The following is a 12,291-nucleotide window of genomic DNA, read 5'->3' on the forward strand; positions in this document are numbered from 1 at the left end:
GTTTAATTATATATTGTTTTTTTTCAATTGTTCAACTGCATAATTGGCCGCCCGTGCAGTAATGGCCATATAAGTTAATGAAGGGTTTTGCGTACTGGTGCTTACCATACAAGCCCCATCAGTAACAAATACATTTTTACAATGATGCATTTGATTCCATTCATTTAGCAAAGCAGTTTTGGGGTCTTTACCCATTCTTACGCCACCCATTTCATGAATATCTAAGCCGGGGGCTTGTTTGCTGTCGTGTGTTTGTATATTGGTACAACCGGCAGCTGCCAACATTTCACTACCCTGAGTTAGAAAATCTTTCAATAATTTTTCATCATTGTCATCATAGGCAACCGAAGTAATTAATTGTGGAATGCCCCATTCATCTTTTTCAGTAGTACTTAAACGTACGTGATTGGTTTCTTTGGGAATGGTTTCACCCTGCATCATCATGCTTACATACCAGTTACCGGCTTCGGTAATGGCATCTTTGAATGCAGCGCCGATACCATCGGCTGAAGCCCTTGCCCGGCCTGCACTGTAGTGCACCATATAGCCTCTTAAAAAATCAGTTTCCTGATGGTATACATTTCTAAAATTAGGCATCATGGCTTGTGTTGGCCTGCGCCCATAATAATATTTATCCTGCGGTCCATCAAACGAAGCTGTAACGTGCCCTCTGTAATTGTGAAAGGCAATAAATTTGCCCAGCAATCCACTATCGTTACCCAATCCATTTGGAAAACGATTGGAAACAGAATTCAATAAAATTAAATTGGTATTGATGGTAGATGCATTTACAAAAATAATTTTGGCATAATATTCCGTTGCTTCTTTTGTAACAGCATTAATTACTCTAACGCCGGTGGCTTTCTGTAGTTTTTCATCATAAATAATAGAGTGAACAACACTTTCGGGCACTAATGTAAGATTACCTGTTTTTTGTGCCCAGGGAATGGTACTAGCATTTGAACTGAAATAACCGCCAAACGGACAACCACGTTCACACAAACTACGGGCCTGGCATTGCGTACGCCCCTGTTCCACATGAATGGGATTGGGTTTGGTTAAATGCGCACACCTGCCTTGCACTACATAGCGATTTTTATATTGCTGCATAATGCGCTGTTGAATGGTTTTCTCCACACAGTTCAAATCCCAGGGTGGCAAAAACTCTCCATCCGGCAATGTTTCCAGCCCATCTTTATTACCACTGATACCGGCAAATTTTTCTACATGCGAATACCATGGCGCAATTTCATTATAAGTAAAAGGCCAGGGAACGGCAAAAGCATCCCGCTCCGGACCTTCAAAATCGAATCGGCTCCAACGTTGGGTTTGCCTTGCCCACAATAAACTTTTTCCACCTACCTGATACCCTCTAATCCAATCAAATGGTTTTTCCTGAACATAAGGATGTTCGGTATCTTTTACAAAAAAATGTTGCGAAGCTTCCCCAAATGCATAACAGCGGGCAACTACCGGATTTTCAGTGGTTACATTTAAAGGCATGCGACCCCGGTGCGTAAAATCCCATGGATTTAATGTAGCGGTGGGATAATCTTTAATATGTACCACATCTCTACCTCTTTCTAACAAAAGTGTTTTCAATCCTTTTTCTGTTAATTCTTTAGCAGCCCATCCACCACTAATACCAGAGCCAATTACAATAGCATCGTAGGTATTGTTTTGTTTACCTGTTGTATTCAAATGAATATTTGATGTATCCTGTGGCATATTTTATTTTTTTGTTACCGGCTATTAATACTTTGTGCAACACCGGTTGTGTCACTCACTTGTACGTTCTTATCATTATTCAGCACCATTCATTCCCGAATTTAAATATTGTTTTTTTTAAGTTCATTTACAGCAAAATCAACAGCCCTTGCCGTAAAGGCCATATACGTTAGCGATGGATTAACACAGGCAGAAGAAACCATGAAAGAACCATCGGTAACAAATACGTTTTTGGCATCCCAAACCTGATTGTATTTATTTAATACTGAAGTTTTAGGATCGTTACCCATACGGGCAGTACCCATTTCATGTATACCGTGGCCCATGGCATGGCCATTGTCCCAGGTAGTTACCTGCGTAGCACCTACTGCTGTTAACATTTGTGCCATTTCGTTTACCATATCTTTTCGCATGGCTTTTTCATTGTCTTTAATTTCAGCATCCATTGCTAAAACAGGTAAACCCCATTTGTCTTTTTTGTTGGGATCTAAGGTTATTTTATTTTCATGATAGGGTAAAATTTCACCAAAAGCAGTAGCGCCAATAGTCCAGGTACCCGGTTGTGTTAATGCCTCTTTAAAATTGGCACCGATGTTTAATTCAGCCACTTCCCGGCTCCAGCCTTCGCGGCTGGCACCACCCTGGTATCCAAAACCACGCAGGTAGTTTCGTTTGTCATTAAACAAATTTGCAAAACGGGGAATATAGAAACCGGTAGGCCTTCTGCCCCCATCATAATAAACATCTTCAAATCCCGGCATAACACCCGATGCGCCGCAGTTGTAATGATGATCCATGATATTATGCCCTAATTCGCCACTACTACTACCTAAGCCATCGGGCCAGATATCGGCTGCAGAATTCATTAATACCCAGGCAGAATTTAAGGCAGATGCATTGAGAAACACAATTTTTGCATAATAGGTATAGGTTTGATTGGTTTCGGCATCTAATACTTCTACACCGGTGGCTTTTTGGGTATTTTTATCGTAAATAATCCGGGTAACAATACTAAAAGGGCGTACCGTTAGTTTGCCGGTTGCCATAGCTGCCGGAAGAGTAGATGATTGTGTACTAAAGTATCCGCCAAAAGGGCATCCTTCCCAACAACGATTTCTAAACTGGCAATTGGTGCGGCTTTGAATAGGCTTTGTAATATTGGCCACCCTGCCTATAAATAAATGGCGTTGATTGTTGTATTGTTTTTTTAAACGGGCAGCCACTTCTTTTTCTACACAGTTTAGCGGTATAGGAGGTAAATATTGCCCATCGGGTAATTGCTGAAGCCCTTCCAAAGAACCACTGATGCCGGTAAATTTTTCAACATAATCGTACCAGGGTGCAATTTCTTTGTAACGAACCGGCCAGTCAATCGCAATCCCGTCTTTGGCATTGGCTTCAAAATCAAAATCACTCCAGCGATAGCTTTGGCGGCCCCACAATATGGAGCGACCACCTAACTGGTAAGAACGCCACCAGGTAAATGGTTTTATTTCGGTATAGGGGCAATCCTGTTCATTGGCCCAATAATCCATCACTGCTTCATTAGCTGCCCATCCGCGATGTATAACGGGGTAGGCGTTACGTTGTGCTTCGGTGGTCCTTCCGCGATGCGGAAAATCCCAGGGATCCCATTGCGCAGTTTTATAATCTTTAATATGCTCAAAATTGCGGCCACGTTCCAGCATAATGATTTTCAATCCTTTTTCAGTTAACTCTTTAGCAGCCCATCCACCACTAATACCTGAGCCAATTACAATGGCATCATATGTATTGGCCTCTGTTGCTTTTGTTGCGATATTGGGTTGATTGCCCGGCATGTGATAACTGTTTAAAAAGTTGAAAAATATAACTTCAACAGATTATTAAATATTTCCTTTTTTCAATTCTTCTACTGCATAATTGGCAGCACGAGCTGTAAATGCCATGTACGACAAAGAAGGATTTACGCAAGCTGCAGATACCATAAAAGAACCATCGGTAACAAATACATTTTTCGCATCCCAAACCTGGTTGTATTTGTTCAACACAGAAGTTTTAGGATCGTTACCCATACGGGCGGTACCCATTTCATGGATGCCTCTTCCGGGTGTGCCATCACCATCCCAGCCCTGTACATTTTTAACGCCGGCAGCTTCTAACATTTCAACTGCATCATTCAGCATGTCTTTACGCATCTTCAATTCATTCTCTTTCAATTCGCAATCAATAGCCAATACCGGTAAACCCCATTTATCTTTTTTATTTTTATCTAATGTTACTTTGTTTTCATGGTAAGGTAAAATTTCACCGAAGCCACCCATGCCCATTGTCCATGTACCGGGTTCAGTTAATGCCTCTTTAAAAGCAGCACCAATACTTAATTCCGGAATATTACGGCTCCAGCCTTCACGGCTTCCGCCGCCCTGGTAACCAAAACCTCTTAAATAATCACGTTTATCACCAAATAAATTTCTGTAACGAGGTATGTAAATGCCATTGGCTCTTCGGCCATAGATGTATTTATCTTCATACCCTTCTACAATACCCGATGCACCTACGCCTAAATGGTGATCCATTAAATTATGACCCAGTTCTCCACTACTGCTACCCAAACCATCGGGCCAAATATCGGTTGCAGAATTCATGAGTACCCAGGCGCTGTTTAAGGTAGAGGCATTCAGAAATACAATTTTAGATTTATATTCATAGGTTTGATTGTTCACTGCATCTAATACTTCAACACCGGTGGCTTTTTTGGTATCTTTATCGTATAGAATTTTTGTAACAATACTCCAGGGTCTTAATGTGAGGTTGCCTGTTTTTTGCGCAGCCGGCAAGGTGGCCGACTGTGTACTGAAATAGGCGCCGAATGGGCATCCCAGCCAGCATTTGTTTCTGTATTGGCAATTGGTTCTGCCTTCATGTGGCACGGTAATATTGGCCGTGCGCCCAATAATCATATTACGAGCACCTTTGTAATGGTCTTTAATGCGGGCAGCAACATCTTTTTCTACACAGGTCATTTCCATGGGGGGCATAAATTCCCCATCCGGCAACTGCGCAAGACCGTCTCTGTTGCCACTAATGCCTGCAAATTTTTCAACATAATCATACCAGGGGGCAATTTCTTTATAACGCACCGGCCAGTCAATCGCAATCCCATCTTTGGCATTGGCTTCATAATCAAAATCGCTCCAGCGATAGCTTTGTCGGCCCCACAATAAGGAACGACCGCCTACATGATAGCCTCTGAACCAGTCAAAACGCTTCACTTCTGTATAGGGTGATTCCTGTTCATTTACCCACCAGTCAACATTAAATTCATTCAGTACATAATCGCGTTTTAAAACAGGATGATCTTTAATCATTTGCTGAGTAGGCCTTCCCCGGTGCGGAAACTCCCAGGGATCTTTATTAGCGTTTACATAATCTTTAATGTGCTCAATGTTTTTGCCACGTTCCAACATCAACACTTTTAAACCTTTTTCGGTTAATTCTTTAGCAGCCCATCCGCCACTAATACCCGATCCGATTACAATTGCATCAAAATAATTGTCAGCCATAATAAAATGTATAAATTATAATGTGAAAAATCAATATTATTTGTCCAAATTCATTTATTGCTAAAGCTATTCTTTTTCTGCGCCCTATGTGAACCGTTGTTCCTTTTTACCAATATTTTAATGCAAACGTTTACACATCGCAAATAACAACGGCTTTTTTTAGTGATTCAATTTTATCATTACCGGTAGGTATAAACTCCTGTGCCACAAAATCGTTAAAGCCTGTGGCAACAATGGCTTTCATAATAGCCGGATAATACAATTCCTGTGTGTCATTAATTTCGTGCCTGCCCGGAACACCGCCGGTATGGTAGTGTGCAATGTAGGGATGATACTCCTGAATGGTTCTTATCACATCGCCTTCATCTATCTGCATGTGATAGATATCGTACAGCAATTTAAAATTAGGAGAACCTATTCTTTTACACAATTCTACCCCCCATTTGGTGTGGTCGCACATATAATCCTTATGATCTATTTTGCTGTTCAGCAATTCCATTACAATGGTTACATTGTTTTTCTCTGCATCGCCCATAATTTGTTTCAAACCCTGTACACAATTGTTCCAGCCTGTTTCATCATCCATACCTCTTCTGCTACCACTAAAACAAATTAAATTTTTATATCCAGCTTTAGCAACCAGTGCAATATGTTCTTTATAACGGGAAATTAAAGCTGCATGAAATTTAGTATCGGCCCATCCATCGGTAAGGTTAAGTTCTGCGCCATTACACATAGAAGAAGTAAGGCCATACTTTTTTAAAACCGGCCAATCGGCAGGCCCCACCAAATCAATGCCTTTAATACCAATTTGTTTGGCAGTAGTACACAAAGTATCTAAAGGCAAGTATTGATACGTCCACCTGCACACGGCATGATTGATATTGCCTTTTAATGATGAGGAAGCAATATCAAAAGCAGTATTTGATTTCATTTGTAATAAAAAAGGAGCAGCGGCAACAGTTGCCGTTCCGGTAAATAATGTTTGAATTGCTTTGCGCCTGTTATACATGCTGCTATTTTAAGGGATAAGGAAAAAATGAGAAGTGCTACTATGATTGTGCGACGATCATTGTTTTATTTTTTTGATTTTTTTTATAGAAAAACAATGTGGTAAATGCCACAATTAAAATAACAGGAATTACAAAAGTAGTATTAATAATAGCCGGGCCTGCTGCTTTTTTGGCTTCAATTAACTGATTGGCCATATCTGAACCGGGAGGCGCTTCCATAAACGCTTTAATATCGGCATTTACCGGTAATTGCGCAGCCAGTAGATTGTCGTAATGGCTACCCATAAAAATGGTATATATCGAAACGGCAAACATACCTGCACCGCCCATTAAATTAATACCAACAGCACCGGTTTCAGGCAGGTTTTCAGAAACAAAACCCAACATGGTTGGCCAAAAATAACACACCCCCAAACCAAATACCAATGCACCTATAAACAATAAATTACCGGTTGTATGTCCCAGTATATACAAACCCAAGGCCGAAAATATGGCCGAGAATAATAGCACACCTGCAGGTGACAACCGATGCACCACAGGGCCGGCAAAACCACGGCCCACCACCATCACACCAGTTTCAATGGTTAAGAGCAAAATAGCGTTATCACTTACATTTTTTAATAATACGTCAATCCATTGTCCAGTAAATAGTTCAGTAATAGCTGTACCAAACATTAAAATAATCATAATAATGAATAAAGGGTTCAATAAAGAGCGGTACATTTTTGCAGTACTAACTCCTTTTGCCACCCGTTCAGTTACAGGGAATTGCAATTTGCTGAATAAGTAACCATATATTAATGTAGGTACAATCATTAAGCCCACTTGAATTTGCCAGCCAATACCTATTTTATTTAATAAAAAAACCAGTAAAGTACCAATTACGATACCCCCTGGAAACCACAAATGAAAGTGGTTGAGTTTGGTAGTTTTATTATCAGGGTATAACGAAGTAATTAATGGATTACATGCCGCCTCTACAGTTCCATTGGCAAGGCCAATTAACAAAGTAGAAATAAATAAAGCAGCATAAGGGCTACCAAATTTCCCTGCATAAATGGTTAAAATAATACCTGCTAAATGAAATACAAATGCAAGAATTAATAAACGCTTCATGCCAATAACATCTACCACAATGCCGCCAAAAATAATGGCCAGTGGGAAACCCCAGAATGCAGTAGCAGCAATAGCGCCCAACTCGGCTTTATTGAGTTGAAACTGGGTCCCCAGAGTATCTAAAATACCCGCTCGAATACCAAAGGAAAGAGATGTTACCAATAAGGCTAAACAACTGGCAACAAATAATTTGTTTTTTTGAATGTTGGCTTGCATAATCAATCGTTAGGTATAAATCGTTTGAAGGTTAAATGTAAAAGTAATTTTTTAACCAGCAGCATTTGTAATGGATTTTGATAAAAATCAATTCTTTTTTAACCCTTTGTAAATGTGTTTTTTTATAGTACACAAAGCTTACATTTGATTGCAGTTGAAATGAATGTTTGCCAAAACAAATTTCATTTATCCAAGCAGCCCTATTGCATTGCCTGTTGTTTCCAGTTATCTTTTTGTAGAATAACAACGTGAATATCCGGCCAATATGGCTCATTTTTTACAGCAAAAAAATAAAGAAATCATGAAAAGAAAATTACGAATGGGTATGATTGGTGGCGGAAAAGATGCTTTTATTGGCGCCATCCACCGTATAGCAGCCAATATGGATGGATTGATTGAACTGAGCTGCGGTGCATTGAGCATTCATCCGCAAACAGCAATTGAATCGGGGGAAATGCTTTTTTTGCCCAAAGAAAGAACCTATTTAACCTACGAAGAAATGCTGCAGGCCGAAAGCAAAATGCCTGCCAATGAACGAATAGATTTTGTTACCATTGTTACCCCCAACTTTGCACATTTTGCACCCGCCATGATGGCATTGGATCTAGGCTTTCATGTAGTAATTGAAAAACCCATTACTTTTTCGTTAGATGAAGCCAAGCAACTGAAAGAAAAACTGGCTACAACGGGATTGCATTTGTGTTTAACACATACATACTCAGGTTATCCCATGGTGAAGCAGGCAAAAGCCATGATTCAGGCAAATACTTTAGGTAAAATCAGAAAGGTTTGGGTAGAATATCCGCAGGGATGGCTTAGCAAATTATCTGAACGCGAAGGCAATGCACAAGCAGCCTGGCGCACCGATCCTAAAAAGAGCGGTAAAAGTGGTGCCATGGGCGATATTGGAACCCATGCTGCCCATTTAGCAGAATACATTACCGGCTTAAAAATTACACATTTGTGTGCCGATTTGAATGTAATGGTAGAAGGCAGGGCATTAGATGATGATGGTAATGTATTATTGAAATTTAACAACGGTGCAGCAGGAGTTTTAATGGCATCGCAAGTAGCTGCAGGCGAAGAAAATGCACTGAAAATAAGGGTTTATGGTGAAAAAGGAGGCATTGAATGGGCACAACAGGAACCCAATACCTTAATGGTAAAGTGGTTAGATGCACCTACACAAATATTGAGGGCAGGCAGCAATTATACCGAGCGCCTCTCTTCTTTTGCTACACAAAATTGCCGCACTCCGGGTGGGCATCCCGAAGGCTACTTAGAAGCATTTGGCAATATTTACCGAAATTTTGCACGCACACTTTTAGCAGAACAACAAGGCGAAACACCTACACCTGAAATGCTTGATTTTCCTTCAGTTGCCGAAGGAGTTAGAGGTATGGCATTTATTGACAGTGTGATAGCCTCTGCTCATTCATCGGAAAAATGGACGCTATTTACGGAGTAGTATTGACGAATAGTATTACCGAACGTACAAGTGTGCGACGCAACAACAGTCCCATACTTGTACAATTGCTGACTACAAAAAAAATATCACCATGCAAACAATAAAAGGGCCCGGAATTTTTTTAGCACAGTTCATGGGTAATGAACCTCCCTTTAACAGCCTGCCTGCTATTTGCGAATGGGCCGCCGGATTAGGTTATAAAGGCATTCAAATACCTACTTGGGATGCCCGCTGCATTAATTTACAATTAGCTGCCGAAAGTAAAACCTATGCCGATGAATTGAAAGGATTGGTAAACAGTTATGGCCTGGCTATTACCGAGCTATCCACGCATTTACAAGGGCAGTTAATGGCCGTGCATCCTGCTTATGATGCTTTGTTTGATGGCTTTGCACCTGCCGAAGTACATGGCAATAGCAAGGCACGCACCGAATGGGCAGCCCAACAACTGCGCTATGCAGCCAAAGCATCGCAACACTTAGGATTGAGTGCCCATGCTACTTTTAGCGGTGCATTGGCCTGGCCAATGATGTATCCCTGGCCACAAAGACCGATAGGTTTGGTTGAAACAGCCTTTACAGAACTGGCAAACCGTTGGTTGCCCATATTGCGTTATTTTGATGAGTGTGATGTGGATATTTGTTATGAAATACACCCCGGCGAAGATTTGCACGATGGTGTTAGCTACGAAATGTTTTTAGATGCAGTTGAACAACACCGCAGAGCATGTTTGTTATATGACCCATCTCATTTGTTACTGCAATGTCTGGATTATTTAACTTATATTGATTACTACCATGAACGCATACGGGCTTTTCATGTAAAAGATGCAGAATTTAATCCAACCGGAAAACAGGGCGTATATGGTGGTTTTCAAAGCTGGGTAAACCGTGCCGGCAGGTTTAGATCGCTTGGCGACGGGCAGGTAAATTTTAAATCTATTTTCAGCAAATTAGCTACTTACGATTATAAAGGATGGGCAGTATTAGAATGGGAATGTTGTATTAAAAACGCAACAGATGGTGCCAAAGAAGGAGCTCCTTTTATCAGTAACCATATTATTCATGTTACCGAAAAAGCATTTGATGATTTTGCAGGCACTGCTGCTTCAGAAGATTTTAACCGTTCGGTATTGGGATTGAAATAACTTTGCACCATTATTTAAAAAATTTATTTTTTATGAAAAAAATGTCAATCGTAATCAGCATGGCTTTTCTGGCCTATGCCTGTGGAAACAGCAATCAGAATAGTGGCGATCAGTCAGCCGCTGCAAGCACTTCTACCCCACAAACTGAAGCAGCTTCACCTGCACCCGCAACTGCATCAACCGATTTATCAGACAATCCAGATTATAAAAAAGGCTTGGCACTGATAGCAAAAAATGATTGTTTAACCTGCCATAAAGTAGACGAAAAATTAATTGGCCCTGCTTACCGCGATGTTGCCAATAAATATACCGATAAAGATATACCTATGCTGGCCGCAAAAATTATTAAAGGTGGGTCAGGTGTTTGGGGCCAGGTACCTATGACACCACATCCTAATTTATCTGTTGCCGATGCAGAACAAATGGTTAAATATATTTTGTTATTGAAAAAATAATAATAACGTATTTGTATTGACGTATAAAGAAATGTGCAGTGCCGATATGCCGATAAGCAATTCATCATTTAAAATATATTATATGCTACCAAAAAAATTAACTGCGGCGCTGATTATCATGAGCGCATTGTTTGTTTCTTTTGCGTTTACAAAGAAAACTTTTGAGATACCCATCCTAAATGCTCAACATGGATGGGTGTCTTTATTTGATGGCAAAACCTTTAACGGTTGGCATAGTTATGGCAAAACCACTGTAGGTAATGCCTGGAAAATTGAGGATGGGGCAATTCATTTAAATGCTGCCGATAAAAAAAGCTATCAAACAGAAGGTGGTGGCGATTTGGTTACCAATAAAGCCTTTACTAATTTCGATTTTAAAGCTGAGTGGAAAATATCGAAAGATGGCAACAGCGGTATTTTATTTTTTGTTCAAGACAATCCGGCCAAATACAACGAAACATGGAATACGGGATTAGAAATGCAGGTTTTAGATAATGATGGCCACCCCGATGGCAAAATTCATAAACATCGTGCCGGCGATTTGTATGACTTAATTGCCTGTAGTAAAGAAACGGTTAAACCCGTTGGTGAATGGGATAAAGCAGAAATTATTGCCAACCACAGTACATTACAACTTATTTTAAATGGTACAGTTGTAGTAAAAACAACCTTATGGGACAATAACTGGCAAGACATGATTGCCCATAGCAAATTTAAAAACATGCCGGGCTTTGGGATGTTTAAAAAAGGCCATATTGCCCTACAGGATCACGGAAATGATGTTTGGTTTAGAAATATTCAAATCAGACAATTACCTTAAACCATTAAATCAGTCATTGTATTACTTCAAACCCTTTTACGAGGGTTTGTTTTTTTATACGCTACTTTGCATTTGGGAAATAACAAAACAATGGTATCATTCAATTTTTTTTATGGATATATTAAAAGATGATGCTTATTATATGCGAAAGGCATTAGAGCAGGCTGAATTAGCCTTTGATGCAGATGAAGTGCCTGTTGGGGCCATTATTGTACAGCACAATGAAATTATAGCACGTGGATATAACCAGGTGGAGTTATTGAAAGATGCCACAGCACATGCAGAAATTATTGCATTAACAACGGCATTTGGCGCATTGGGTTCGAAGTATTTACCGGAAGCCACACTGTATGTTACCTTAGAGCCTTGCCTGATGTGTGCCGGTGCTTTGTATTGGAGTAAAATTGGGCGGATTGTATATGGCGCAGCCGACGAAAAAAATGGTTATAGCCGGTACTTTCCTCAACAATATCCTTTTCATCCCAAAACCACCCTTACACAAGGTGTATTGGCAGATGAAGCTGCTTTTTTAATGAAGGCATTTTTTAGAAGAAAAAGGTGAATGTACAAAAAGATTGATCCGTGTTTTTTAAGGATTCAATGGTGTAATCAAAGACTTGAGAAATGGTGTTTTACCTATTTATAACTTATCTAATTTTTTAGTTTTACAGCATAAAAAAAGCCAGCTTAGTATTATCTAAGCCGGCTTTAAGATAAATACGGCAGCTACCTACTCTCCCAGGGACAAGGCCCAAGTACCATTGGCCATGAGGGACTTAACTT

General features: G+C 40.1%; 10 protein-coding genes. 5 read left to right on the top strand and 5 right to left on the bottom strand.

Annotated elements, in window-relative coordinates; genetic code table 11:
- Nucleotides 1-6: 6 nt before the first annotated feature.
- The 5 genes from JK139_RS13360 to JK139_RS13380 form a co-directional block, all read right to left on the bottom strand.
- Nucleotides 7-1,728 (bottom strand): GMC oxidoreductase, encoded by a 1,722-nt coding sequence (locus JK139_RS13360; RefSeq protein WP_218331520.1) that lies wholly within the window; start codon nt 1,726-1,728, stop codon nt 7-9.
- 101 nt (nt 1,729-1,829) lie between these two features.
- Nucleotides 1,830-3,548 (bottom strand): GMC oxidoreductase, encoded by a 1,719-nt coding sequence (locus tag JK139_RS13365; protein ID WP_218331522.1) that lies wholly within the window; start codon nt 3,546-3,548, stop codon nt 1,830-1,832.
- Nucleotides 3,549-3,593: 45 nt separating this feature from the next.
- Nucleotides 3,594-5,273 carry a GMC oxidoreductase gene (locus JK139_RS13370; protein ID WP_218331524.1) on the bottom strand — a complete coding sequence of 560 codons (1,680 nt, stop codon included), beginning with the start codon at nt 5,271-5,273 and terminating at the stop codon, nt 3,594-3,596.
- A gap of 130 nt (nt 5,274-5,403) precedes the next feature.
- A complete protein-coding gene (locus JK139_RS13375; RefSeq protein WP_218331526.1) occupies nt 5,404-6,285 on the bottom strand; it encodes a hydroxypyruvate isomerase family protein in 882 nt (293 codons plus the stop codon).
- A 40-nt stretch (nt 6,286-6,325) separates the two neighbouring features.
- Nucleotides 6,326-7,618: an MFS transporter gene (locus JK139_RS13380; protein WP_228733236.1), complete on the bottom strand. Its 1,293-nt coding sequence runs from the start codon at nt 7,616-7,618 to the stop codon at nt 6,326-6,328.
- 301 nt (nt 7,619-7,919) lie between these two features.
- Here JK139_RS13380 and JK139_RS13385 point away from each other — a divergent pair, with 301 nt between their 5' ends.
- From JK139_RS13385 to JK139_RS13405, 5 genes are all read left to right on the top strand, one after another.
- A complete protein-coding gene (locus tag JK139_RS13385) occupies nt 7,920-9,086 on the top strand; it encodes a Gfo/Idh/MocA family protein (RefSeq protein WP_074419319.1) in 1,167 nt (388 codons plus the stop codon).
- A 91-nt stretch (nt 9,087-9,177) separates the two neighbouring features.
- Nucleotides 9,178-10,233 (top strand): sugar phosphate isomerase/epimerase family protein, encoded by a 1,056-nt coding sequence (locus JK139_RS13390; RefSeq protein WP_218331528.1) that lies wholly within the window; start codon nt 9,178-9,180, stop codon nt 10,231-10,233.
- 32 nt (nt 10,234-10,265) lie between these two features.
- The gene (locus JK139_RS13395) at nt 10,266-10,688 is read left to right on the top strand and encodes a c-type cytochrome (RefSeq protein ID WP_074419300.1); all 423 of its coding nucleotides are present in this window, start codon (nt 10,266-10,268) and stop codon (nt 10,686-10,688) included.
- Between the two features lie 82 nt (nt 10,689-10,770).
- Entirely contained in the window at nt 10,771-11,508 is a 738-nt protein-coding gene (locus JK139_RS13400; protein WP_228733237.1) for a 3-keto-disaccharide hydrolase, read from the top strand.
- 112 nt (nt 11,509-11,620) lie between these two features.
- Nucleotides 11,621-12,070, top strand: a complete 450-nt coding sequence (locus JK139_RS13405; protein ID WP_074419317.1) for a nucleoside deaminase — start codon at nt 11,621-11,623, stop codon at nt 12,068-12,070.
- Nucleotides 12,071-12,291 lie beyond the last annotated feature (221 nt).

The organism is Hydrotalea lipotrueae (assembly GCF_019249625.1).
Classification (GTDB): Bacteria; Bacteroidota; Bacteroidia; order Chitinophagales; family Chitinophagaceae; genus Hydrotalea; species Hydrotalea flava.

What these genes read in the sequence shown, in the direction of transcription:
- JK139_RS13360 (WP_218331520.1), bottom strand. Translation starts at nt 1,728, where the DNA reads ATGCCACAGGATACATCAAATATTCATTTGAATACAACAGGTAAACAA.
- JK139_RS13375 (WP_218331526.1), bottom strand. Translation starts at nt 6,285, where the DNA reads ATGTATAACAGGCGCAAAGCAATTCAAACATTATTTACCGGAACGGCA.
- JK139_RS13365 (WP_218331522.1), bottom strand. Translation starts at nt 3,548, where the DNA reads ATGCCGGGCAATCAACCCAATATCGCAACAAAAGCAACAGAGGCCAAT.
- JK139_RS13380 (WP_228733236.1), bottom strand. Translation starts at nt 7,618, where the DNA reads ATGCAAGCCAACATTCAAAAAAACAAATTATTTGTTGCCAGTTGTTTA.
- JK139_RS13385 (WP_074419319.1), top strand. Translation starts at nt 7,920, where the DNA reads ATGAAAAGAAAATTACGAATGGGTATGATTGGTGGCGGAAAAGATGCT.
- JK139_RS13390 (WP_218331528.1), top strand. Translation starts at nt 9,178, where the DNA reads ATGCAAACAATAAAAGGGCCCGGAATTTTTTTAGCACAGTTCATGGGT.
- JK139_RS13400 (WP_228733237.1), top strand. Translation starts at nt 10,771, where the DNA reads ATGCTACCAAAAAAATTAACTGCGGCGCTGATTATCATGAGCGCATTG.
- JK139_RS13395 (WP_074419300.1), top strand. Translation starts at nt 10,266, where the DNA reads ATGAAAAAAATGTCAATCGTAATCAGCATGGCTTTTCTGGCCTATGCC.
- JK139_RS13370 (WP_218331524.1), bottom strand. Translation starts at nt 5,273, where the DNA reads ATGGCTGACAATTATTTTGATGCAATTGTAATCGGATCGGGTATTAGT.
- JK139_RS13405 (WP_074419317.1), top strand. Translation starts at nt 11,621, where the DNA reads ATGGATATATTAAAAGATGATGCTTATTATATGCGAAAGGCATTAGAG.